At 56.4% G+C, this 23,190-nt stretch carries 21 protein-coding genes; 10 read left to right on the plus strand and 11 right to left on the minus strand.

Annotated elements, in window-relative coordinates:
- The first annotated feature begins 8 nt into the window (after positions 1-8).
- Positions 9-896 (plus strand): hypothetical protein, encoded by an 888-nt coding sequence (locus RMR24_RS01725; RefSeq protein ID WP_310613359.1) that lies wholly within the window; start codon positions 9-11, stop codon positions 894-896.
- Between the two features lie 115 nt (positions 897-1,011).
- Here RMR24_RS01725 and lpdA read toward each other — a convergent pair whose 3' ends face one another.
- The 3 genes from lpdA to aceE form a co-directional block, all read right to left on the minus strand.
- A complete protein-coding gene (lpdA, locus tag RMR24_RS01730; protein WP_310613360.1) occupies positions 1,012-2,847 on the minus strand; it encodes a dihydrolipoyl dehydrogenase in 1,836 nt (611 codons plus the stop codon).
- A gap of 94 nt (positions 2,848-2,941) precedes the next feature.
- On the minus strand, positions 2,942-4,624 hold the full coding sequence (aceF, locus tag RMR24_RS01735; protein ID WP_310613361.1) for a dihydrolipoyllysine-residue acetyltransferase: 1,683 nt from the start codon (positions 4,622-4,624) through the stop codon (positions 2,942-2,944).
- Positions 4,625-4,639: 15 nt separating this feature from the next.
- The gene (aceE, locus tag RMR24_RS01740; RefSeq protein WP_310613362.1) at positions 4,640-7,339 is read right to left on the minus strand and encodes a pyruvate dehydrogenase (acetyl-transferring), homodimeric type; all 2,700 of its coding nucleotides are present in this window, start codon (positions 7,337-7,339) and stop codon (positions 4,640-4,642) included.
- A 151-nt stretch (positions 7,340-7,490) separates the two neighbouring features.
- Here aceE and RMR24_RS01745 point away from each other — a divergent pair, with 151 nt between their 5' ends.
- The 4 genes from RMR24_RS01745 to RMR24_RS01760 all read left to right on the plus strand — a co-directional run bounded on the left by RMR24_RS01745 (position 7,491) and on the right by RMR24_RS01760 (position 13,669).
- Positions 7,491-9,998 (plus strand): PAS domain S-box protein, encoded by a 2,508-nt coding sequence (locus tag RMR24_RS01745; protein WP_310613363.1) that lies wholly within the window; start codon positions 7,491-7,493, stop codon positions 9,996-9,998.
- A 14-nt stretch (positions 9,999-10,012) separates the two neighbouring features.
- Positions 10,013-10,639, plus strand: coding sequence for a response regulator transcription factor (locus RMR24_RS01750; protein ID WP_310613364.1), 627 nt, complete (start codon positions 10,013-10,015; stop codon positions 10,637-10,639).
- 105 nt (positions 10,640-10,744) lie between these two features.
- Positions 10,745-11,605 (plus strand): bifunctional methylenetetrahydrofolate dehydrogenase/methenyltetrahydrofolate cyclohydrolase FolD, encoded by an 861-nt coding sequence (gene folD / locus RMR24_RS01755; protein WP_310613365.1) that lies wholly within the window; start codon positions 10,745-10,747, stop codon positions 11,603-11,605.
- Positions 11,606-11,614: 9 nt separating this feature from the next.
- A complete protein-coding gene (locus RMR24_RS01760; protein ID WP_310613366.1) occupies positions 11,615-13,669 on the plus strand; it encodes a M3 family metallopeptidase in 2,055 nt (684 codons plus the stop codon).
- A 68-nt stretch (positions 13,670-13,737) separates the two neighbouring features.
- Here the strand turns inward: RMR24_RS01760 and rpiA are convergent, their stop codons facing one another.
- On the minus strand, positions 13,738-14,436 hold the full coding sequence (gene rpiA / locus RMR24_RS01765; protein ID WP_310613367.1) for a ribose-5-phosphate isomerase RpiA: 699 nt from the start codon (positions 14,434-14,436) through the stop codon (positions 13,738-13,740).
- 43 nt (positions 14,437-14,479) lie between these two features.
- Between rpiA and RMR24_RS01770 the strand changes: the two genes are divergently transcribed.
- Entirely contained in the window at positions 14,480-15,559 is a 1,080-nt protein-coding gene (locus RMR24_RS01770) for a quinone-dependent dihydroorotate dehydrogenase (protein WP_310613368.1), read from the plus strand.
- A gap of 28 nt (positions 15,560-15,587) precedes the next feature.
- On the opposite strand, the gene RMR24_RS01775 is transcribed toward RMR24_RS01770, so the two are convergent.
- The 3 genes from RMR24_RS01775 to RMR24_RS01785 form a co-directional block, all read right to left on the minus strand.
- Entirely contained in the window at positions 15,588-16,082 is a 495-nt protein-coding gene (locus RMR24_RS01775) for a C40 family peptidase (protein ID WP_310613369.1), read from the minus strand.
- A gap of 113 nt (positions 16,083-16,195) precedes the next feature.
- A complete protein-coding gene (locus RMR24_RS01780) occupies positions 16,196-16,741 on the minus strand; it encodes a phasin family protein (protein ID WP_310613370.1) in 546 nt (181 codons plus the stop codon).
- Between the two features lie 175 nt (positions 16,742-16,916).
- The gene (locus tag RMR24_RS01785; protein WP_310613371.1) at positions 16,917-17,444 is read right to left on the minus strand and encodes a phospholipase D family protein; all 528 of its coding nucleotides are present in this window, start codon (positions 17,442-17,444) and stop codon (positions 16,917-16,919) included.
- Positions 17,445-17,537: 93 nt separating this feature from the next.
- On the opposite strand from RMR24_RS01785, the gene RMR24_RS01790 reads away from it, so the two are divergent.
- A complete protein-coding gene (locus RMR24_RS01790; RefSeq protein WP_310613372.1) occupies positions 17,538-18,767 on the plus strand; it encodes an MFS transporter in 1,230 nt (409 codons plus the stop codon).
- A gap of 10 nt (positions 18,768-18,777) precedes the next feature.
- Positions 18,778-19,689, plus strand: a complete 912-nt coding sequence (locus tag RMR24_RS01795) for a 3'-5' exonuclease (RefSeq protein ID WP_310613373.1) — start codon at positions 18,778-18,780, stop codon at positions 19,687-19,689.
- A 70-nt stretch (positions 19,690-19,759) separates the two neighbouring features.
- Here RMR24_RS01795 and RMR24_RS01800 read toward each other — a convergent pair whose 3' ends face one another.
- From RMR24_RS01800 to RMR24_RS01815, 4 genes are all read right to left on the minus strand, one after another.
- Entirely contained in the window at positions 19,760-20,143 is a 384-nt protein-coding gene (locus tag RMR24_RS01800; protein WP_310613374.1) for a hypothetical protein, read from the minus strand.
- A 64-nt stretch (positions 20,144-20,207) separates the two neighbouring features.
- Entirely contained in the window at positions 20,208-20,588 is a 381-nt protein-coding gene (locus RMR24_RS01805) for an MAPEG family protein (RefSeq protein ID WP_310613375.1), read from the minus strand.
- Positions 20,585-20,968 carry a hypothetical protein gene (locus RMR24_RS01810; RefSeq protein ID WP_310613376.1) on the minus strand — a complete coding sequence of 128 codons (384 nt, stop codon included), beginning with the start codon at positions 20,966-20,968 and terminating at the stop codon, positions 20,585-20,587. Before RMR24_RS01810 ends, RMR24_RS01805 begins: the two co-directional genes overlap by 4 nt.
- A 36-nt stretch (positions 20,969-21,004) precedes the next feature.
- On the minus strand, positions 21,005-22,330 hold the full coding sequence (locus RMR24_RS01815; RefSeq protein WP_310613377.1) for an amidase: 1,326 nt from the start codon (positions 22,328-22,330) through the stop codon (positions 21,005-21,007).
- Positions 22,331-22,398: 68 nt separating this feature from the next.
- Here RMR24_RS01815 and RMR24_RS01820 point away from each other — a divergent pair, with 68 nt between their 5' ends.
- Positions 22,399-22,812, plus strand: a complete 414-nt coding sequence (locus RMR24_RS01820; RefSeq protein WP_310613378.1) for a DUF393 domain-containing protein — start codon at positions 22,399-22,401, stop codon at positions 22,810-22,812.
- A gap of 82 nt (positions 22,813-22,894) precedes the next feature.
- Positions 22,895-23,167, plus strand: a complete 273-nt coding sequence (locus RMR24_RS01825; RefSeq protein ID WP_310613379.1) for a hypothetical protein — start codon at positions 22,895-22,897, stop codon at positions 23,165-23,167.
- The last annotated feature ends 23 nt before the right edge of the window (positions 23,168-23,190 follow it).

The following is a 23,190-nucleotide window of genomic DNA, read 5'->3' on the forward strand; positions in this document are numbered from 1 at the left end:
TACGCTCCATGTTCGAAGCCACGGCACACACACATTCTGAAACCACCTCGGTGTTGAACTTTGCCAACGCCTTGTGGCGCGTGCGCAAGCCACGTCCGTTCGTGTTGGTCATTGAAGGCGAAGTCGGTCACGAAGGTACAGAGCCCACCGATTACTTGCACGACAAACTTCTGTTGCCCGAATGGCGCGAGGCCTTTTACAAGCTGGTCGACGCCACGGGTTTGGTGGTGTGTCTGAACGTACACACCCAACACCCCACTTACCGCGATGTGCGCGGGCGCTCTAGCAAAGGGCGGCTGAGCCAAGGCGAGTACTACCACCACGACGGCTGCACGGGCCCCGTCAAACCGCGCTTTGTGGAAATTCGCTGCCCCATTCAACCGCAAACACGAGGCGTGGCCACCGCTGTGGCACCGCACCGAGACGTGGTGAAAGCCATGGTGCAAGTGCTGCCTGCCGAGCTCGCCGCCACGTCAGCATTGGCCACGCAAGACATGAGCCCAGAAACTCTGAGCCAAATGGACGACGAAGCGCTTGACCACTTGCAAGGCCTCATCACGCGCACCGTGCGCAAGAAGCTCAACGCCGAAGGCGCACGCAGCTACTTTCGCCAAGTCGATGCCGCCGCCAACGCCTACTTTGAACCTTGGGCCTTGGGCGAAAGCCGCTTCATTGCCAACGCCAACAGCCGGCTAACCATGCAACACCGCCGCGCCTACCAAGCCCCACACACGGGCGGCGTGGCCAATGGCCACTTGGTCAAGCGCTGGACCAATGAAGAGCTGCTGCTACCCGGCCAAGTGGCCGACCTTGCCTTGATTGCCGCGCTGTGTAGCGAGGAAGGTGATGAAGTGGATGGGGAGCGGGCTGAGGGGTGTTACCTCGGGGCGCATTGAGAAGCGGTGAATACATCGCTTAATCACCGCATGACATACGGCGATTAGCAGACCTTCGCAGAATAAAAAAACCCAGACAGGCAACTGTCTGGGTTTTTTTAGCAGCGCGAAGCGTTTACTTCTTGCTAGGCGGCAAGTCCGTGCAGCTACCGTGCGCCACTTCTGCCGCCATGCCGATGCTTTCGCCCAGCGTGGGGTGTGGGTGGATGGTTTTGCCGATGTCCACAGCGTCTGCGCCCATCTCGATGGCCAGCGCAATCTCGCCAATCATGTCCCCCGCGTGCGTGCCCACCATGCCGCCGCCCAGGATCTTGCCGTGGCCGTGGGCCTCGGGTGAATCGTCAAACAGCAGTTTGGTCACGCCTTCGTCGCGGCCGTTGGCAATGGCGCGGCCCGAAGCGGTCCAAGGGAACAAGCCCTTTTTCACCTTGATGCCTTGCGCTTTGGCTTGGTCTTCGGTCAAGCCGACCCATGCCACTTCGGGGTCGGTGTAGGCCACGCTTGGGATGACGCGTGCGTTGAACGCAGCGGCTGCCAACTCTTTATTGCCTTGCAGCTCGCCCGCGATCACTTCGGCCGCCACGTGTGCTTCGTGCACCGCTTTGTGCGCCAACATGGGCTGGCCCACGATGTCGCCAATGGCAAAGATGTGCGGCACGTTGGTGCGCATTTGAATGTCGACGTTGATGAAGCCACGGTCGGTCACAGCCACGCCTGCTTTTTCAGCGGCGAGTTTTTTGCCGTTGGGCGTGCGGCCCACAGCTTGCAACACGAGGTCGTACACCTGCGGCGCGGGGGCTGTGCCGCCCTCTTCTGCCGGTGCAAACGTGACTTCAATGCCTTCGGGCAAGGCGCGTGCGGACACGGTCTTGGTCTTGAGCATGATGTTGTCAAAGCGCTTGGCGTTCATCTTTTGCCAGACTTTGACCAAGTCGCGGTCAGCCCCTTGCATGAGGCCGTCCATCATTTCCACCACGTCCAGGCGTGCGCCCAGCGTGCTGTAAACGGTGCCCATTTCCAGGCCGATGATGCCGCCGCCCAAGATGAGCATGCGCTTGGGCACTTCTTTGAGTTCCAAAGCGCCCGTGCTGTCCACAACCCGAGGATCGTTGGGCATGAACGGCAAACGCACCGCTTGCGAGCCTGCAGCGATGATGGCCTTCTTGAAGGCGATCACTTTTTTGCTGCCGTTTTGTTCTTGCGCGGTGCCGGTAGTCTCGGACACTTCGAGGTGGTTGGCGCCGATGAACTGGCCCAAGCCGCGCACGGTGGTGACCTTGCGCATCTTGGCCATGGCAGCCAAACCGCCTGTGAGTTTGCCAATGACTTTTTCTTTGTGGCCGCGCAGCTTATCGATGTTGACCACCGGCTTGCCGAAGTCCACACCGAGGTCAGCCATGTGAGCCACTTCATCCATCACCGCTGCGACGTGCAGCAAGGCTTTGGATGGAATGCAACCCACGTTCAAACACACGCCACCCAAGGTGGCGTAGCGCTCAACGATGACCACATTCAAGCCGAGGTCAGCCGCACGGAATGCAGCTGAGTAACCGCCAGGGCCACCGCCCAACACGAGCACATCGCACTCGATGTCGGCTGAGCCGCCAAAGGATGAGGCTGTGGGTGCTGGGGCTGCTGCAACTGAGGCAGCGGGTGCTGCTGGAGCCGCAGCGGGTGAAGGTGTAGCTGGAGCAGCAGGCGGGGAAGCCGCACCCTCTGCATCCAACACCAACACAACAGAGCCTTCTTTGACCTTGTCGCCCAGCTTGACTTTCAACTCTTTCACCACGCCCGCGTGTGAGGATGGAATTTCCATCGACGCTTTGTCGGACTCCACGGTGATGAGTGACTGTTCAGCTTTGACGGTGTCGCCCACTTTGACCAGCAACTCGATCACGGCCACTTCGTCGAAGTCGCCGATGTCTGGAACTTGGATATCAATCATTGACATGAATATGCCTCCTGCCGAGCCGCCTCAAAGGAGGCATGCACCCCCTCGGGGGGCAACGAACGAATGTGAGTGTGGGGGCTCATAAGTTCCATCCTTAGAGCAACACGCGACGGAAGTCGCCGAGGATTTGACCGAGGTACGCATTGAAGCGTGCCGCTGCTGCGCCGTCGATGACGCGGTGGTCCCACGTCAAGCTCAGAGGCAACATCAAGCGTGGCACAAATTCTTTGCCGTTCCACACGGGTTCCATGGTGCTCTTGCACACACCAAGGATGGCCACTTCGGGCGCGTTGATGATGGGCGTGAAGTACTTGCCACCAATGCCGCCGAGGCTAGAGATGGTGAAGGTTGCACCCGTCATTTCGGCGGGGCCGAGTTTGCCGTCGCGGGCTTTCTTGGCCAGCTCTGACATTTCAGCGCTGATTTGCAGCACGCCTTTTTTGTCGCAATCGCGGATGACGGGAACCATCAAACCATTGGGCGTGTCAGCGGCAAAGCCGATGTGCCAGTAGTTTTTGTAGACGATGGCATCGCCGTCCAGCGAGCTGTTGAACTCTGGGTATTTCTTGAGCGCAGCCACGCAAGCCTTGATCAAGAAAGCAAGCATGGTCACTTTGATACCAGACTTCTCGTTCTCTTTGTTGGTCGAGACGCGGAAGGCTTCGAGGTCGGTGATATCGCAATCGTCATGGTTGGTGACGGCTGGAATCATGATGGCATTGCGGAGCAAGTTGGCACCACTGATCTTCTTGATGCGGCCCATTTCTTTGCGCTCGATCGGGCCGAACTTCGCAAAGTCGACCTTCGGCCATGGGATGAGACCCAAAGCTGCACCATCGCCACCCGCAGATGCGCCACCCTTGGCTGCTTGCGCCTTAGTTTGTGTCGCGCCTGACATGACAGACTTGGTAAACGTTTGCACGTCGTCTTGTGTGATGCGCCCCTTGTGGCCAGAGCCTTTGAGCTCTTCCAACGGCACACCGAGTTCGCGTGCGAACTTGCGCACGGAGGGTGATGCGTGCGGCAAGCCCAATGTGGGTGCGCCTGGTGCATGTGCAGGAGCTGCCACGGCGGCAAAAGCTGAAGCGACCGCAGTAGTTCCAGTAACTGCAGCTGGCACAGCAACGGCAACTGCAGATGCGGCAGCAGCCACGGGTGCAGCTGCAGCAGATACCGTGCCTTCCAAAATAGCCAGCAAGTCACCGATGTTGACGGTGTCACCCACTTTGACCTTCAGCTCTTTGAGCACGCCTGCGTGTGAGGATGGAATTTCCATCGACGCTTTGTCAGACTCAACGGTGATGAGCGATTGCTCCACCTTGATGGTGTCGCCAGGCTTCACAAACACTTCGATGACGGCCACATTTTTGAAGTCACCAATGTCAGGCACGTGAATTTCGATGGAGCCTGTCGCTGCAGCAGCTACGGGGGCTGCAGCGACAGGGGCAGGCGCAGCGGCGGCTACAGGAGCAGCTGCTGCAGGTGCGGCGGCCGCAGGGGCTGCTGATGCATTTGAGGCCGCAGTGCCTGCGGGTGCACCAGCGGCTTCCACCACCAACACCACTGAGCCTTCTTTGACCTTGTCGCCCAAGTTCACGCGCAGCTCTTTCACCACGCCTGCTGTGCTCGATGGAATTTCCATCGAGGCTTTGTCTGATTCGACGGTGATCAGGGACTGGTCCGCTTTCACGGTGTCACCCACTTTGACCATCAACTCAATGACGGTGACTTCATCGAAATCCCCGATGTCCGGGACTTTTACTTCTAGCAATGCCATGTTGTGTCTCCCAGATTAAGCGTACAGCGGGTTGATCTTGTCGACTTTGATGCCGTACTTTTTGATGGCTTCAGCCACTTGTGCAACTGGCACAGTGCCCTCTTCGCTGAGGGCCTTAAGTGCAGCCACCACGATGTAGTGGCGGTTGACTTCAAAGTGCTCACGCAGCTTGCTGCGGAAGTCTGAACGACCGAAGCCGTCAGTGCCCAACACTTTGTAGGTGCGGCCTTTGGGAATGAACGAACGAATCTGTTCGGCGTACGCCTTCATGTAGTCGGTCGATGCAACGACTGGGCCGACATAAGGGTCCAACTGTGCAGTGACAAACGGAACTTTTGCCTCATTGGTGGGGTGCAACAAGTTGTAACGCTCAGCGTCTTGGCCGTCGCGTGTGAGTTCGTTAAAGCTTGGGCAACTCCACACGTTGGCAGCCACACCCCAATCAGCAGCGAGCAAGTCGCGTGCAGCCATGGATTCGCGCAAGATGGTGCCCGAGCCCAACAAGTTCACACGTGGTGCGGTCTTCTTGCCTTCGCCTTGTTGCAGCAAATACATGCCCTTGATGATCTGTTCTTCGGTGCCAGCTTTGAGGCCGGGCATCGCGTAGTTTTCATTCAGCAAAGTGATGTAGTAGAAAACGTTGTCTTGCTTCTCGACCATGCGCTTCAAACCGTGGTGCAGGATGACGCCCACTTCATGTGCGAAGGTGGGGTCATAAGACACGCAGTTCGGGATGGTGTTGGCCATGATGTGGCTGTGACCGTCTTCGTGCTGCAAGCCTTCGCCGTTCAAGGTGGTACGGCCCGAGGTGCCGCCCAACAAGAAGCCGCGTGCCTGCATGTCGCCAGCTGCCCAAGCCAAGTCGCCAATGCGTTGGAAACCAAACATCGAGTAGTACACGTAGAACGGCACCATGATGCGGTTGCTGGTGGAGTAGCTAGTCGCTGCTGCAATCCAGCTCGACATACCGCCGGCTTCGTTGATGCCTTCTTGCAAGATTTGACCAGCGACGTCTTCTTTGTAGTACATCACTTGGTCTTTGTCGACCGGTGTGTATTGCTGACCTGCTGGGTTGTAAATACCGATTTGACGGAACAAACCTTCCATACCAAAGGTACGGGCTTCGTCCACCAAAATTGGCACGACGCGTGGGCCCAAAGCTTGGTCACGCAAGAGCTGCGTGAGGAAGCGCACGTAGGCTTGCGTGGTCGAAATTTCACGGCCTTCGGCGGTGGGCTCCATCACCGATTTGAAGATGTCCAACGACGGCACGGTAAAGCTTTCTTCAGCTTTGGTGCGGCGGTGTGGCAAGTAGCCGCCCAAGGCCTTGCGGCGCTCGTGCAGGTATTGCATTTCTGGGGTGTCATCCGCAGGCTTGTAGAAAGGCACATTGGCCAATTCACTGTCTGGCACAGGAATGTTGAAGCGGTCGCGCATGTAGCGGATGTCGTCGTCCGTGAGCTTCTTGGTTTGATGAACGTTGTTCTTGCCCTCGCCCGCTTTACCCATGCCAAAACCTTTGACGGTTTTGATCAACAACACTGTGGGTTGGTCTTTGTGGTTGACGGCTTCGTGGTAAGCCGCGTAAACCTTTTGTGGGTCGTGGCCACCGCGCTTCAAGTTCCAAATTTCGTCGTCGCTCATGTGCGACACCATCTCAAGGGTGCGCGGGTCGCGGCCAAAGAAGTGTTTGCGCACATAGGCACCGTCGTTGGCTTTGAAGGCTTGGTAGTCGCCGTCTAAAGTGTCCATCATGATCTTGCGCAAGGCGCCGTCTTTGTCGCGGGCCAAGAGCTTGTCCCACTCGTTGCCCCACAAGAGCTTGATGACGTTCCAGCCGGAACCACGGAATTCGCCTTCGAGCTCTTGCACGATCTTGCCGTTGCCGCGCACTGGGCCGTCCAAGCGTTGCAAGTTGCAGTTGACGACAAAGATCAAGTTGTCGAGTTTTTCGCGAGCGGCCAGACCGATGGCGCCCAATGATTCGACTTCGTCCATCTCGCCGTCGCCGCAGAACACCCAGACTTTGCGGTTTTCAGTGTTGGCAATGCCGCGTGCATGCAAGTACTTCAAGAAACGCGCTTGGTAAATGGCCATCAAGGGGCCAAGGCCCATCGACACCGTAGGGAACTGCCAGAACTCAGGCATGAGTTTGGGGTGTGGGTAACTGGATAAACCTTTGCCATCGACTTCTTGACGGAAGTTGAGCAACTGCTCTTCGGTCAAGCGGCCTTCCAAGTAAGCACGGGCATAAACGCCAGGTGACACGTGACCTTGGATATAGAGACAGTCGCCACCGTGGTTTTCGTTTTCAGCGTGCCAGAAGTGGTTAAAGCCCGCACCAAACATGTGTGCCAGTGAAGCGAAGGAGCCGATATGGCCGCCGAGGTCGCCGCCATCGACGGGGTGGTGACGGTTGGCTTTGACCACCATCGCCATCGCGTTCCAACGCATGTAAGCGCGTAGGCGCTCTTCAATTTCGATGTTGCCAGGACAGTGCGCTTCCTTGTCGGGCTCAATCGTGTTGACGTAGCCGGTGGTGGCAGAGAAAGGCATGTCGATGCTGCTCTCGCGCGCATGTTCAAGCAATTGCTCTAACAAGAAGTGCGCACGTTCGGGGCCTTCTGCATTGATGACGGCGGACAACGCGTCCATCCATTCACGCGTTTCTTGGCTGTCCACGTCGGTGCGCAGATCGTTCGGTTGTGCTGACATGTTTGTCTCCTCTTGTTGCACTGTTATGACTCGAATGTACGAAGTTTCGCACAAATTCCCGATATTTCAAATAGCGGTCATTGATTTCTTATTATGAAATCTAGTAATTATTCAAAGACCGTATTTACCCTCCCGCATAAACTCGCAGCACATGTACAAAACATCCATCGTCCCGTTTCTTCAACCACTGATCAGCCTATGGCGTACTTGGTGGCGCAAGCAAACACCCAACCGCCAAGACCGCTTCGCCTTCATGGCACCGCTGGCAGCTGTGGTGCTGTTCATGGCCGCGATCACCACCGCATTTTGGTATTTGCGCTACGAAGAACTGGACCGCGAACAAGAGGTCGTGCATCGCGATGTGGAGTACGCGCAGCAGCGCATGCGTCTGCGTCTGCTGGACAAACAAGAACAAGTCATGAGATTGGCACGTGACATCACCGATGGCGGTACCAATCAAAAAACTTTCAATACAGAGGCTAAAGCAGTCCTGATTCAAAGTTTGGAAATGGCCAGGCTGACATGGGTAGACCCCGCGCTGCGAATCCAAGCCACTTACACAACACCCAGCAGCAACAGCACGCAGACACTGCTGACAGGCCAAGTCATTGCAAACTCAGAAACCATGCACGCGTTTCAGTTGGCACGTGAATTACACCAGCCGGTTTACTCGCATCCCGTCTTGGAAAAAAATCCGACGAAAACCGCCTATGCGTATTTGCAACTGCATGTGCCCATGTACAACAGAGGCAAATTTGAGGGGGTGATCATTGCTGAATACAGCATGGAAGGCATGTTGCGTTTTGCCGTGCCCAGCGAAGTTGCCGAACGGTATGCCGTATCTTTGCGCGATGCCAGCAACAAGGTGCTAGCGGGTCAAGCCAATTCGTCCAAGCCTAAAGTGACGGAGGTACTGCCTTGGTTATTCAGAACCAATGAATACGAAGTGCCCATCACGCCAGTGGGTTACGAGTTGACCTTGCACGCGCAGGCCTATCGCACGTCCAATGGCTTAGTGGGCAACGGCGTCTTTTGGCTGGTCGCGGTGCTCAGCGCCATGACCGCATGGATGCTCATTGGCACTTGGCGTCACACGCGACGCCGTGTGCAGGTGCAGCAAGCTTTGGTGGCAGAAACCAATTTTCGCCGCGCCATGGAAAACTCCATACTCACCGGCATGCGCGCGATGGACCTCAAAGGCCGCATCACTTATGTCAACGCCGCCTTCTGTCAGATGACCGGCTGGACCGAAGAAGAACTGGTGGGGCGTGTACCCCCCTTTCCCTATTGGCCGGACGAGGACCGAGAAACTCTAGAAGAAAAACTTGCCCAAGAGCTGCAAGGCGAAACCACCAGCAGCGGCTTTCAAGTGCGTGTCAAACGGCGAAGTGGCGAAGTGTTTGATGCCCGCTTGTATGTGTCACCCCTCATCGACGCCCGTGGGCAACAAACGGGTTGGATGACGTCCATGACCGACATCACCGAACCCAACCGCGTGCGTGAACAGCTGTCTGCAGCGCATGACCGCTTCACCACCGTGCTAGAAGGCTTGGACGCCTCTGTCTCCGTGGCACCGCTGGGCAGCAAAGAACTGCTGTTTGCCAACAAGCTGTATCGCCAATGGTTTGCCAGCACCACCCAAGGCCACCTGAACTTGGTCTCGCAAGCTGGCCAACCCCGCACTATGAGCGCTTCAGAGGCGGCTGACGATGACGGCCAAGACCAAGACGATGGCTTGATGGGCCTACCCACTGAGGGCATGACAGAAACCAAATCAGAGAACGCCGAAATTTACTTACCCGAGTTGGGCAAATGGCTCGAAGTGCGTTCGCGCTACCTCAATTGGGTGGATGGCCGTTTGGCACAAATGGTGATTGCATCAGACATCACGGCACGCCGCCAAGCGGAAGAGCAAGCACAGGTGCAAGCCGAACGTGCGCAGTCAGCCAGCCGCCTGATCACCATGGGTGAAATGGCATCCAGCGTGGCCCACGAGCTGAACCAACCGCTGACCGCCATCAACAACTACTGCAGCGGCATGGTTTCGCGCATCAAGGCCAACAACTTGAGTGAAGAAGACTTACTCAAAGCCCTAGAGAAAACTGCGCACCAAGCGCAGCGCGCAGGTCAAATCATTCAACGCATCCGTAGTTTTGTGAAACGCAGCGAACCCAACCGCACACCTTCCGATGTGGCCGCCATGGTGATCGAAGCCGTTGAACTGGCGGGGATTGAGATGCGTCGGCGACAGGTGCGCCTGAGCCAAGTGGTGGCAGCACGCCTACCCGCCGTCAACGTAGACCCGATTCTGATTGAGCAAGTGTTGGTAAATTTGATGCGCAATGCAGCCGAGTCGATTGACCTTGCACAGCGCCCACTCACCCAACGCGATGTGGAACTCAAGGTGTTGCCACGCCAAGAAGAAGGTCATCCGGTGATTGAGTTTTCGGTCACCGACACGGGGCGTGGCTTAGCGCCTGAAGTGATGGAGCGTTTATTTGAAGCCTTCTTCTCCACCAAGTCAGAAGGCATGGGAATTGGCCTGAATTTGTGCCGCTCCATCGTGGAATCCCACCAAGGCCGGATGAAGGCTGAGAACCTCTACAATGCTGATGAAATAACGGGCTGCCGCTTTTCCTTCTGGATACCGGTCCGCTAGGTTGGAGTAATTAGATGAGTTTGATTCCCAAAAAAGGTACGGTCTACGTTGTTGACGACGACGAGGCCGTTCGCGATTCATTGCAATGGTTGTTAGAGGGCAAAGACTACCGTGTTCGCTGCTTCGACTCCGCCGAAACTTTCCTGAGTCGCTACGACCCACGCGAAGTGGCGTGTTTGATTGTGGACATCCGCATGGGTGGCATGACCGGCCTAGAGTTGCAAGACCGTTTGGTTGAACGCAAGTCGCCCCTACCAATCGTGTTCATCACCGGCCACGGCGATGTCCCCATGGCGGTGGACACCATGAAAAAAGGCGCAATGGACTTCATCCAAAAGCCTTTTGACGAAACTGCTTTGGTGACCTTGGTTGAGCGCATGTTGGCCCAAGCCACCACCGCGTTTGCTGAATCCCTGCAAGCCGCCAGCCGCGATGCGCTGATGGCCAAGCTGACCACCCGCGAAGCCCAAGTGCTCGAACGCATCGTGGCCGGTCGCTTGAACAAGCAAATTGCAGACGATTTGGGCATCAGCATTAAAACCGTGGAAGCGCACCGTGCCAACATCATGGAAAAGCTCAACGCCAACACGGTGGCTGATCTGTTGAAAACAGCCCTCGGACAAAACGCCCCCAAGGCTTAAAGGCCCACACGTTTCGCGCTCAGTCTTTTTGCGCGCAACCGCCTCCATAACGCCCGTTTAAAGCGGGCGTTTTCAATTCCACATTTCATCTGTATACACAAGACCATGACTGCACAACTCATTGACGGCAATGCCCTCTCCAAACAACTGCGCGCCCAAGTCGCCGTCGACACGGCGGCCCTCAAGGCCAAGGGATTAACACCGGGCTTGGCCGTTGTGCTGGTCGGCGACAACCAAGCCAGCCAGGTGTATGTGCGCAACAAGGTCAAGGCCTGCGAAGACGCTGGCTTGCATTCGGTCCTCGAAAAATACGAAGCCACCATGACTGAAGCCGATTTATTGGCTCGCGTGGAGGCACTCAACCACGATGACAGCATTCACGGCATCTTGGTGCAACTGCCCTTGCCTGCGCATATTGACGCGCAAAAAGTGATCGAAGCCATCAGCCCCGCCAAAGACGTGGATGGTTTTCACATCGCCAGCGCCGGTGCGTTGATGACAGGTATGCCCGGTTTCTGGCCTTGCACGCCTTATGGCTGCATGAAGATGCTCGAGAGCATTGGCTTCGACCTGAAAGGCAAACACGCCGTGGTGATTGGCCGCAGCAACATTGTGGGCAAGCCCATGGCACTCATGCTGCTGCAAAAAGATGCCACCGTGACGGTGGCCCATTCGCGCACCCAAAACCTCAAAGCACTCACCTTGCAAGCCGACGTCATCGTGGCTGCGGTAGGCAAACGCAATGTGTTGACCGCCGATATGGTCAAGCCTGGCGCTGTGGTGTTAGACGTAGGCATGAACCGCAACGATGAAGGCAAGCTTTGCGGCGATGTGGACTTTGAAGGCGTGAAAGAAGTGGCCAGCTACATCACCCCTGTGCCTGGCGGCGTGGGCCCCATGACCATCACCATGCTATTGGTCAACACCTTGGAATCAGCGCAACGAGCCTTATCTGAGCAGCATTGAAAGTTTCTTATGACACACGCCACCAACCCGCTTCTCAATTTTTCAAACCACCCGCTGTTTGACGCCATCAAGCCAGAGCACATCGCGCCTGCACTGGACCAGCTGTTGCCTGCGGCCGATGCAGCCTTAGAGCAAGTCACTGCTGCTGACTTCCCTGCCGAATGGAAAGCGATTGCATCGGTGCTGGATGTCGCCACCGAGAAGCTCAGCCGCGCTTGGGGGGCTGTGAGCCATTTGCACTCTGTGGCCGACACGCCTGAGTTGCGTGCTGCGTACACCGAAGCACTGCCACGCGTGACCGAGTTCTACACACGCTTGGGCGCAGACGAGCGTTTGTATGCCAAGTACAAAGCCATCGACGTAGCCAGCCTGAATACTGAGCAAAAACACGCCCACACCTTGGCCATGCGTAACTTTGTGTTGTCGGGTGCTGAGTTGGTGGGTGCTGCCAAAGAACGCTTTGCTGCCATCCAAGAGCGGCAAGCCGAGGTGAGCCAAAAGTTCAGCGAGAACGTGCTCGACGCGACTGACCAATGGTCGGCCATCGTGACCGCCGAAGAGTTGGCGGGTGTGCCAGACGATGTGTTGCAAGCCACACGCGCCGCTGCAGAAAAGGACGGCGTGGCTGGCCACAAATTGAATTTGAAAATGCCGTGCTACCTGCCCATCATGCAGTTTGCCCACAGCTCGGCCCTGCGTGAAAAGATGTACCGCGCATACGCCACACGCGCATCAGACCAATCTGAAGCAGTTCAGAACAGCAAAACTGAACAAGACAACACACCGTGGGTGAAAGAAATTTTGGCCCTGCGCCAAGAAGAAGCGCAGCTATTGGGCTACGCCAACTACGCCCAAGTGTCGTTGGCGGCCAAGATGGCGCAGTCGCCCGCCGAGGTGATGGCGTTCTTGCGCGACCTCGCCAAGCGCGCCCGCCCCTACGCCGAAAAGGACGTTGCCGAAATGCGCGCCTTCGCCGCCGAACACTTGAACTTGCAAGACCCACAACCATGGGACTGGCCTTACATCGGCGAGAAGCTCAAAGAAGCCCGCTACGCCTTCAGCGAGCAAGAGGTCAAACCGTACTTCACTGCACCAAAGGTCTTGGCTGGTTTGTTCAAGATTGTGGAAACTTTATTTGAGGTCAGCATTCGTCGCGACGAAGCACCTGTGTGGCATCCAGCCGTTGAATTCTATCGCATTGAGCGCTCGGGACAACTGGTGGGCCAGTTTTACCTCGACCCAGGTGCGCGCTCAGGTAAGCGCGGCGGGGCGTGGATGGACGATGTGCGCGCGCGCTGGGTGCGCCCCGACACAGGCGCTTTACAAACACCCGTGGCTCACCTGGTGTGTAACTTCTCCGAAGCCGTAGGCGGCAAGCCACCCCTATTGACGCACGACGACGTGATCACCCTCTTCCACGAATGCGGCCACGGCTTGCACCACATGCTCACGCAAGTGAACGAGCGCGACGTGTCAGGCATCAGCGGCGTGGAGTGGGACGCGGTTGAACTGCCTAGCCAGTTCATGGAAAACTTCTGCTGGGAGTGGAGCGTGTTGCGCCACATGACCGCGCACGTCGACACTGGCGAGCCTTTGCCACGCGCCTTGTTTGACAAAATGCTGGCTGCCAAAAACTTCCAAAGCGGTTTGCAAACCCTGCGTCAAATTGAGTTTTCACTCGTGGACATGCTGCTGCACACAGACGGGGAAAAAGCGCAAGACTTCATGCAAGTGCTGCGCGATGTGCGCGCCGAAGTGGCCGTGCTGCAAAGCCCTGCATGGGGTCGCACGCTACACACCTTCAGCCACATCTTTGCAGGCGGCTATGCAGCCGGCTACTACAGCTACAAGTGGGCCGAAGTGCTGAGCGCCGATGCGTATGCCGCGTTTGAAGAAACCGCTGGCGCGGATGGAGAGCCCAGCATCGACACCGGCCGCCGCTACCGCGAAACGATTTTGGAAGTTGGCGGTAGTCGCCCTGCGATGGAATCGTTCAAAGCCTTCCGTGGACGTGAGCCACAGCTCGATGCGCTGCTGCGCCACCAAGGCATGTCACAGGTTTAACGCACACTGCGCCATGAAAAAAGCCCTGACAACAACGTCAGGGCTTTTTGCTTTTTGGGCGAGTCGAATCAGAACGTCAAAGTCTTCACGCCGGTCGATGTACCCAGCAAACACACCTGTGCTTTTTGATGCGCAAACACACCCACGGTCACCACGCCAGGCCATTGGCTGACGTCGGTTTCAAACTGCAGGGGGTCGCTGATTTTCAAGCCAGTCACATCGACAATATGTTGGCCGTTGTCTGTCACCAGCGGCTGGCCATCTTTCAAACGCACTTTGGCGCTGCCGCCCATCGCGGCGAACTGGCGCATGACACGTGCAGTGGCCATGGGAATCACCTCGACTGGCAAGGGGAAAGCGCCCAGTGCATCGACCAGTTTGCTTTCATCGGCAATGCACACAAACATCTTGGACTGTGCGGCCACAATTTTTTCGCGGGTCAACGCAGCGCCGCCGCCTTTGACCATGTGGCCTTGGTGATCGATTTCGTCGGCACCGTCGATGTAGACCGACAGGCTTTCCACGTCGGCCGCTTCAAACACGGGGATGCCCAAGGCTTGCAAGCGTTCGGTGGAAGCCACCGAGCTCGACACCGCGCCTTTGATTTGGTCTTTCATCGTCGCCAGCGCGTCGATGAATTTGTTCACCGTGGAGCCCGTGCCCACGCCCACCACCTCGCCGGGCACCACGTATTGCAAGGCGGCTTGGCCCACCAAAGTTTTCAATTCATCTTGTGTCAGGGGGGCTGCGTTTTGTGGGGTACTCATGGGCGAAAATCCGAGGTTGATTGACCAAAGCTTGAGATTATCCATGTCGCTGTTGCCTTATTCCCTCGCCCGCCCATTTCTGTTCGCCATGGATGCGGAGACCGCCCATGAGCACACGCTGGCCATGCTGGCCCGCACACAAAACACACTGCTGGCTTGGGCTTACTGCCAAACCCGCGTGCAAGACCCGGTGCAGTTGGCAGGCTTGACCTTCCCCAACCGTGTGGGCTTGGCCGCAGGCTTGGACAAAAACGCGCAATGCATCGATGGCTTGGCCGCGATGGGTTTTGGCTTTGTTGAAGTGGGCACGGTGACGCCAAAGGGCCAGCCAGGCAATCCCAAGCCGCGCATGTTCCGTTTGCCCGAAGCCAATGCGCTGATCAACCGCTTGGGCTTTAACAACGACGGCTTGGATGCCTTCTTGGCCAACGTGAAGCTGGCGAAGTTCCGCACGAATTCAGCCAAGCAAGGCGGCACCCCCATGCTCTTGGGCCTGAACATCGGAAAGAACGCCGCCACGCCCATTGAGAACGCAGCCGACGACTACCTCATTTGCTTAGACGGCGTGTACCCACACGCCGACTACGTGACGGTGAACATCTCCAGCCCCAACACCAAGAACCTGCGCGAGTTGCAAAGCGACGAAGCGCTGGATGCGCTCATTGGGACACTCGCCAAACGCCGCGCTGAGTTAGCCAAACAGCACAACAAGCAAGTGCCTGTGTTCATCAAAATTGCGCCCGATTTGGACAGCGACCAAATCGCGGTGATTGCGGCCACCTTGAAGCGCCACTGTGTGCATGAAGGCACGCCATCATGGGGCGTGATCGCCACCAACACCACCATCGCCCGCGACGCGGTCAAAGGCATGGCGCACGCTGACGAAACCGGTGGTCTGTCTGGCGCGCCAGTGTTCGAAAAAAGCAATCAAGTCATTCGCCAGCTACGCACGGCGATGGGCCCCAACTTCCCCATCATCGGCGTGGGCGGCATTTTGAGCGGCGACGATGCCGTAGCCAAGATCAAAGCCGGTGCGGACGTGGTGCAAATTTACACCGGTCTCATTTACAAAGGCCCAGCGCTGGTGAAAGAAGCCGCATTGGCCATTCGCGACCACGCCTAGAACACAGAAACAAACGAAGCGCCAGACCTTAGGCAAAGAAGGTGCGATAACCTTCAAAGCGCTTAGACCAATAGCCATTGCTCAAGCGCTCGGTTTTCACACCCGTTCGCTCATTGGCGGCATGCACAAATTTGCCGTCTCCTATGAAGATGCCCACGTGCGAAAACGATGGACCTAGTGTGTTGAAAAACACCAGGTCACCAGGATGGGCTTGAGGCGCATCAATCGACCGCGTGGCCTCCGCCATTTGCGCAGCACTGCCCTTGAGCGCAAGACCCGCCGACTGTTTGTAAACAAACGTGACAAGTCCGGAGCAATCAAACCCCGTGTGCAGTTTTTTACCACCGTAGGTATAGCTGCGGTCAAGCATAGCGATGGCTTGCATGACGATGTCTTGGCGTTGGGTGGCGTGGTTGGGATAGCTTTGCGAGGGGGATGCGTTGGATAAAGGTTTGCGCGACAGCGACGAACACGCGACCAATAAGGGCGTGATGCAAACACTTAAAAACAATCGCTTATCCATGGGCTGAATCTTATTGCAGAAGAGTCTCTTGCCATTAGGCAGCGCTTTGCCGATGAGCCCAAAAAAAACGGCTCCCGAAGGAGCCGTCTCAAAGGTTTGGAGAACCTTAAAAATTAACGCTTCTTAGCAGCTGGCTTGGCTGACTTCAAAGCTGTTTCGGTCAGATTTTTGTAGTTAGCTTCGGCCACATCTGTGGCTTGCTTGACAGCTTTTTGCACAGATTCCAATGCGTTGTTACCAGCGGCAACCGCAGTTTTGAAAGCGGCAACAGCTGACTCAGAACCAGCGGGTGCGTTTTTAGCAGCGTTGTCCACCATGTCGTGGAAAGCTTTTTGGGCTTCAGCCACTTTGGATTCGACGTGGCCTTGGAAGTGTGAACCTGTACCTGTGGTGATTTCCACCAAGTGACGGTTGTAGGCAGCGGCCTTTTCAGCCAAAGGCTGGAACAGGCTGGCTTGCAAAGCCAACAATTCTTGTGCGTCTTTCACGCTCAAGGCCGCGTGGGTTTGTTTTTGTGAATCAGCTAAGGTGCTTTTGGCAGCGGCCAAGTTCAACTCGATGAGTTGCTCCACGCCAGAGAAGGCCTTGGTGGTCAAGCCAACCAAAGTCTCGAGGTTAGCTTTGTTAGCGGCGATTACTTGTTCAGGTGTCAAAGTCATTTCAAATCTCCAAAATTAAAAAGGATGGTCAAACTGCTCTGAATCCTGCCTAAGCTGAATTTATGTTGCAGTGCAGCATGGTTTGTATTTTAGAGAAGAGTTGCATGCTGACAAGGTTTTTGCGCCTAAATGGTGCGTTTTAGAGCTGGCAGACTAAATCTGCGCATTCAAACCCTTATTCCACGCCATGCGCCCAGTGGTTTTGCCACTGCAGTCGGTAGGTTTCGGCCAAGTCGGTTGACTTTAAGATCAATACATTCTCGGCATTGCGCGTCTCGGCAGAGTTGGTGAAGTTAAAACTACCCGTGATCACGATGGCACCATCGATCACCATCAGCTTGTTGTGCGCAATGGCATGATTGCCGTCTTGGCGCACCGCCATATCGGCATCGGTCAGCACACCAATGACGTAACGATTGGTCGTTTGGCTCTTTTGGTCTAACAGCACACGCACCTTCACACCACGCTGGTGCGCCCGCACCAAAGCTTGCGCCATGGCGTTGTGGGTAAAGCCATAGGCCTGCACCAGCACCTCACGTTCGCTGGCATCGATGGCTTTCACAATCGCCGCGGCAGCGTTCGCAGACGGAGTGAAGTACACACCCAAGACGTCGACAGTGATGCCCTCGGTTTTTGATTGCGCTTGAATGGGTACGACCACTAAACCCAACCCGAAAATTAACAAAGACGCAAAAAACTTCATAGCGCCGATGCTAAACCGCAAAACACAAATTTCTCGACTTTGACTTACATGGGACAGTGTTCGCCATCGGCCAGCAGTTAAAGTGGTCCCGCTTTGAAAACCAATACCAACCACTCCCAAACGGCCACGCACGCGCTATCGCCCACCACCCGTCGGGCGATTTTTTTGTTGTCACTCGCCACGTTTTGCAGCATGGCTGTGCAGCGCATTTGCGACCCCATGCTGCCCGAGCTGTCGCGCATTTTTGGCACACCCATCAGTGAGGCCTCGCGGGCCATTTCATTTTTCGCCATTGCTTACGGCTTGATGCAACTGTTCTACGGCCCCGTAGGCGACCGCTTCGGTAAGTACCGCGTGGTCATGCTGGCCACCATTGGGTGCAGCGTGGGCAGCTTGCTGTCGGCACTCAGTGCCGACCTCACGTTTCTCATTGCTGCACGCATTGGCACTGCGCTGGCGGCGGCCGCCATCATTCCGCTATCGCTGGCATGGGTGGGTGATGCCGTGCATTACGAACAACGCCAAGAAACACTGGCACGTGTGGGCTTGGGCACCATGCTGGGCATCACAGCCGGTCAGCTGTTTGGTGGCTTGCTGACCGACACCTTGGGCTGGCGTTGGGCGTTTGTGCTGATGAGCGCTGCGTTTGCCACCGTGAGTTTTTTGCTGTGGCAACAACTCAAACATTTGAAGCAAGCGACCCCGCACGCACATGCGCCGATAGGTTTTTTTCAACAACTCAAAGAGGTGGCACACAACCCTTGGGCGCGCACTTTTTTAAGCTTGGCCTTGATTGAGGGTGCGACCGTGTTTGGGGTGTTGGCGGTGACCGCCGCGCACTTGCATCAGGTGCACCACATTTCCCTCACCTTGGCAGGCGGCACAACTGCTTTATTTGGACTAGGTGGTATGGCTTATATGGCCACTGCAAAAATCACCATCCGACGGTTTGGCGAGGTCGGCTTGGCCCGCAATGGCGGCATCAGCTTTGGTGCGGCATTTGTTGTGATCGCGTTTTCGCCTTGGTGGCAACTGGCATTGCCATCTTGCTTTGTGGCGGGTTTTGGATTTGCGATGTTTCACAACACCATGCAAGCCAAAGCCACCCAACTATTACCCAAAGCGAGGGGCACAGGCGTCACGCTGTTTGCTGGTTTTATGTTTTTAGGTCAATCGCTGGGCGTCTTGGTCTTGGCAGAACTCTTCAACCATTACAACTCGCAATCTATTTTGGGTGCGGACGCCATGGTGGTTTGTGCCTTGGGTTTATTTTTATCGCGTGCCATCGCCAAACGCAACGCCACACAGGCCGACCAGGCTTAACATTGCCTCTATGACTCAAGACATCGAACAACTCGCACAACAACTCGAACAACACCCAGACTACCGGGTGCTTCGCCGCCTCATTCCTGGCCGTGTGTTCAACACGCCTGCCCCCGGTCAAAAACTCAGCAAAGGTGTCGTGCTTGACACTGAAACCACCGGCTTTGACGTCGCCCAAGACCGTGTGATTGAGCTAGGCATGCTGGCCTTTGAATTCGACCCCGTCACAGGCACGGTCTACCGCGTGAGCGATGTGTTTGACGAGCTGGAAGATCCTGGCTTTGCAATTCCCCCTGCCACCACAGCCGTGCACCACATCACCGACGAGATGGTGCAAGGCCACCGCATTGACGACGCACGCGTGGCTGAGTTTTTGAAAAACGTGGACGTGGTCATTGCCCACAACGCCGCATTTGACCGCCCGTTTGTCGAAGCCCGCTGGCCCCTGTTTGAACAACTCAACTGGGCGTGCAGCATCAAAGACATTGATTGGCGCGAAGAAGGTTTTGGCTCGGCCAAGCTGGAGTATCTGCTCAGCACCCAAGGCTACTTTTACGAAGCCCACCGTGCCGAAGCCGATTGCTGGGCGCTGCTAGAACTCTTGAACCAAGTGTTGCCGCAAAGCCAACAAACCGCCCTGCTGGCTGTGCTGCTGACTTTGAACAAGCCACAGCAAAAGGTGTATGCCATCAACTCACCGTTTGAAACCAAAGACAAGCTCAAGGCACGCAACTACCGCTGGTCAGCCGAACTGCGCTGTTGGAGCCGCGTGGTGGCAGGTGAGCCTGAGATGAAGCAAGAACTGGAATGGCTCAAACACCACGTGTACGCAGGCCGCAGCGCTCGCCTGGAGCTAGAAACCACGGGCGGCAAAGTGCGCTACTCCAACCGTCTGGGTCACAAAGAAGTGGTCACACTTTGAAGACGTGACCCAGCTACTTCATGCACATGCAGTGCACAACAAAAAGCCGGGCTAGCCCGGCTTTGTTGTTTTAGTAGTTGGTCAGCTGCCAAGGCACTTGGCAAGTCGGCACATTGGGGTAAAACTGCTGCGAAGTAGGGCAAAAATACGCCACACGACTAGGCGGTGCGTATTGCTGTTGCACCACCACTTGCTGAGGCATGGCATAGCTGGGTGTGCTGGCTGCATAAATCACACTCCCAACCAAAGCAGCACCCAACACGGGTGCCAACCAATGGTTGCTAGAGCCGCGGTAGTGATGGCCGTATCCGTAACCACCGTAACCACCGTAGTTTTGGCTAAAACCGTGATCACCTTGTCGACCACCGCCGCCGTGTCCACGTCCGTCCGCGTGCGCAGGCACGATCACGGCAAAGGCCAACAAACAGGCTAAAAGGGCGGAAACGCGTTTCATAGCAGACTCGCTTTGTAAAAAAGGTAGCTCTACAACGCCGTAGCTCGGCAATCGGATGACAGCTTTACAAACCCAAAGCTGCCGCATACAAACCGACCACGCTCAACAAGCCAACCAACCAGCACAATGAACGCAGGCTGGCCTTGTCAGCCACATAGCAGATGATGAAGCCCACGCGCGCCGCGACAAACGTAAAGGCATACAAATCAATACGCGCTGCATCTACCTGCGCCAAGGTGGCGATGATCACACCCGCTGCAAAGAATGGAAACGCTTCAAAACTGTTGGCTTGTGCGGCATTGCCACGCGCACGAAAACCGGTTTGCTGCGCCAACCATTGGCGAGGGTTGTGGTTGTCAAATTTTTGGAAACCCCACTTCGCAACCATCGCGCACACATAGGGCAGCAAGCCCGCAATCAACACACATAGAAAAGCTTTGTTCATCGCAACACCACCATCCAAGGACTGACACAGGTTTGCACCATCGGGAAATACTGCCCAGTTTCGCGGCAGTAATACGCTTCAACAGGCGCTTGCACCTGTTGACCATTGACCCATGTACCGGGTTGCATGGGTGTAGAGACCACCACTGCTGGTGGGCTGGTGATGATGACGGTCGAGGGCTGCACGGGGCGCGACAAATAAATGGATGTGCCCACAATCGCGCCGCCCACCAATGCAGGCCCCCAAAAATAGTCACCCCCGCCACGGTAATAACCACCGCCATGCCCGCGATAACCACCGTACGGGCCATGCGCCATGGCCGCGCCGGCCATGGCAGCCAATACAACACCCATGGCCAGTGTGCGAAATTTAATCGTCATAACTCGCTCCCTTTCTCTCAATGCTGCCATTGTGATCTAAGCATGTAAAGACTCGATTAAGTTTTCCAAAGCCAGGGCTACCCTCGCCAAATGCGCGTCTTGCCCCGCTAGGCCTGAGACCATCAAACCCACAGGCAATTCGCCCGCTGCGTGGATCGGCAAGCTCCAAGCGCAGCCATCCATGTAGTTGATGGCTGAAGGGTTGCGCAGCAACAAACGGTTGACTTTGAAAAACGCATCATCGTCTTTGAGCAGTGGCTCAATCAACGGGGCGACCCTCGGAACAGTCGGACACAACATGGCATCAAAGCCGTGCAGCGTTTGTTGGGCTGCCGCTATCCAAGCGTTACGGCGGTTGTGCAGCTCTAGGTAGTCTTGGGCGCTGATGCCCTTGCCCAACGTCATGCGGGCCACCACGCGATGGTCAATTTGGTGTGCACCGCGTTCTAGGCGGGCATGGTGTGCGGCATAACTCTCGATGGGCGAAAACCCACCGGGCATGCTGAGTGCAGCAATGTCACCCAAGGCTTGAAAAGGTATCTCCACCACTTGTGCGCCCGCCTCACTGATACGTCGCAAGGTGCGCGCAAAAGCTTGGGCCACTGTGGCATCCACATCGTCCATCATCAAGGTTTGCGGCACGGCAAAACGTAAGCCGCGCAACTCTATGCCGTCAGTGGGCAAGGACTGCTGCGAAAGCACTGCATCCACAGCCAAACATGCCCGCACCGAGCGGGTGATGCTGCCCACGGTGTCCAGCGTGCGTGACAGCTCCATCACGCCCGTGCACGGAATGCGCGACTGTGTGCTCTTGTAGCCCACCAAGCCACACAGCGCAGCGGGTATGCGAATAGAGCCACCCGTGTCTGTGCCAATGCCCACCTCGGCCAGCCCCAAAGCCACCGACACAGCCGCGCCGGATGACGAGCCACCAGGCACGCGGGCATGCGTTGGGTCAGCGGGGTTGGCAGGCGTGCCGTGGTGAGGATTGATGCCCACGCCAGAGAAAGCAAACTCACTCATATTGGTTTTACCCAACACCACTGCACCTGCATCGCGCAAACGTTGCACCACCGTTGCGTTGTGCTGTGCAGGCGCTTCGCCTGCGCACACGACGCCGCCGGCCATGGTGGTCTCGCCAGCCACATCAATGTTGTCTTTGAGCGTGATGCAAACACCGTGCAACGCACCTAGTTTGCTGCCCGCTTGCACCTGCGCATCACAATGCTGGGCCGCAGCCCTTGCGGCATTGGCGTACAGCTGCGTGAACACGTGTTGCGCGGCAGGACTGGCGGCACCTTCAAGCGCATGAATCACGCGTTGTGTGGCTGTGGTGGCAGTATCAAAGCAGGTTTGTGTCATACGGTGAATTCTGCCCGATTACCCCTTGTACAGCCCTGCGCTTTGTGGGCGTGCTAGCCTACATAACCATGCAAAACACCACGATCACCGCCACGCCCGAACTCACGCTGTACTACGACGGCCAGTGCCCACTGTGTGTGGTTGAGATAGATTTCTTGCAGAGCCGCAACGCGCAGGGCCAGTTGGCCTTTGTCGATGTCACCCAAACTGGGTTTGAAGCCGCAGGTCACAACATCTCGTGCGAGGCCGCCATGGCGCAGATTCATGGCCGTACAGCCGATGGACAAGTGCTGGTGGGCGTCCCTGTGTTTGCCAACGCCTACCGGCTGGCCAAACTGCCAGTTTTGGCATGGCTGCTGTCGCGCAGCTGGCTCATGCCTGTGCTGCAACCCGCCTATGTGCTGTTTGCCAAACACCGCCAAGCCATCTCTAAACGCATTGGACCCAGCGTTTTAAAGCTTTCCAAGCGCTTTTTGAGGTGAATTTTGAGGTTTTTAAAGGCCGGTTGTCAGAACGGTTGATAAATTTGCGAAAATACCGTCTTTGCCTCGAGAACTAAAACGAATGTCACGCCCAGAAAAAACAGAAATCTCCAACGACGGTTTGCGCTACAAATCGAAAAAAGGCGGTTCACCCTTCGAAGGCCTAGGCCGCACCGGCGACACCATGAGCTGCATCAAGTGCGGCGTTCACAAGCCCCGCAACAACGGTTCATTCAAACGCATCTTGGGTTCATCCATGTTTGTGTGCTTCGATTGCAGTCCTCCCAAGAAAGAGGCTGATCCAGCAGCCGCAGCTTCCCCAGTGGCAGAAACCAAAGAAAAAGCCAAAGCTTAAATCTTGGCACACACAAAAAAAGC

The organism is Limnohabitans sp. (assembly GCF_031539105.1).
Classification (GTDB): Bacteria; Pseudomonadota; Gammaproteobacteria; order Burkholderiales; family Burkholderiaceae_C; genus Limnohabitans.

What these genes read in the sequence shown, in the direction of transcription:
- RMR24_RS01725 (WP_310613359.1), top strand. Translation starts at nt 9, where the DNA reads ATGTTCGAAGCCACGGCACACACACATTCTGAAACCACCTCGGTGTTG.
- lpdA (WP_310613360.1), bottom strand. Translation starts at nt 2,847, where the DNA reads ATGTCAATGATTGATATCCAAGTTCCAGACATCGGCGACTTCGACGAA.
- aceF (WP_310613361.1), bottom strand. Translation starts at nt 4,624, where the DNA reads ATGGCATTGCTAGAAGTAAAAGTCCCGGACATCGGGGATTTCGATGAA.
- aceE (WP_310613362.1), bottom strand. Translation starts at nt 7,339, where the DNA reads ATGTCAGCACAACCGAACGATCTGCGCACCGACGTGGACAGCCAAGAA.
- RMR24_RS01745 (WP_310613363.1), top strand. Translation starts at nt 7,491, where the DNA reads ATGTACAAAACATCCATCGTCCCGTTTCTTCAACCACTGATCAGCCTA.
- RMR24_RS01750 (WP_310613364.1), top strand. Translation starts at nt 10,013, where the DNA reads ATGAGTTTGATTCCCAAAAAAGGTACGGTCTACGTTGTTGACGACGAC.
- folD (WP_310613365.1), top strand. Translation starts at nt 10,745, where the DNA reads ATGACTGCACAACTCATTGACGGCAATGCCCTCTCCAAACAACTGCGC.
- RMR24_RS01760 (WP_310613366.1), top strand. Translation starts at nt 11,615, where the DNA reads ATGACACACGCCACCAACCCGCTTCTCAATTTTTCAAACCACCCGCTG.
- rpiA (WP_310613367.1), bottom strand. Translation starts at nt 14,436, where the DNA reads ATGAGTACCCCACAAAACGCAGCCCCCCTGACACAAGATGAATTGAAA.
- RMR24_RS01770 (WP_310613368.1), top strand. Translation starts at nt 14,480, where the DNA reads ATGTCGCTGTTGCCTTATTCCCTCGCCCGCCCATTTCTGTTCGCCATG.
- RMR24_RS01775 (WP_310613369.1), bottom strand. Translation starts at nt 16,082, where the DNA reads ATGGATAAGCGATTGTTTTTAAGTGTTTGCATCACGCCCTTATTGGTC.
- RMR24_RS01780 (WP_310613370.1), bottom strand. Translation starts at nt 16,741, where the DNA reads ATGACTTTGACACCTGAACAAGTAATCGCCGCTAACAAAGCTAACCTC.
- RMR24_RS01785 (WP_310613371.1), bottom strand. Translation starts at nt 17,444, where the DNA reads ATGAAGTTTTTTGCGTCTTTGTTAATTTTCGGGTTGGGTTTAGTGGTC.
- RMR24_RS01795 (WP_310613373.1), top strand. Translation starts at nt 18,778, where the DNA reads ATGACTCAAGACATCGAACAACTCGCACAACAACTCGAACAACACCCA.
- RMR24_RS01800 (WP_310613374.1), bottom strand. Translation starts at nt 20,143, where the DNA reads ATGAAACGCGTTTCCGCCCTTTTAGCCTGTTTGTTGGCCTTTGCCGTG.
- RMR24_RS01805 (WP_310613375.1), bottom strand. Translation starts at nt 20,588, where the DNA reads ATGAACAAAGCTTTTCTATGTGTGTTGATTGCGGGCTTGCTGCCCTAT.
- RMR24_RS01810 (WP_310613376.1), bottom strand. Translation starts at nt 20,968, where the DNA reads ATGACGATTAAATTTCGCACACTGGCCATGGGTGTTGTATTGGCTGCC.
- RMR24_RS01815 (WP_310613377.1), bottom strand. Translation starts at nt 22,330, where the DNA reads ATGACACAAACCTGCTTTGATACTGCCACCACAGCCACACAACGCGTG.
- RMR24_RS01820 (WP_310613378.1), top strand. Translation starts at nt 22,399, where the DNA reads ATGCAAAACACCACGATCACCGCCACGCCCGAACTCACGCTGTACTAC.
- RMR24_RS01825 (WP_310613379.1), top strand. Translation starts at nt 22,895, where the DNA reads ATGTCACGCCCAGAAAAAACAGAAATCTCCAACGACGGTTTGCGCTAC.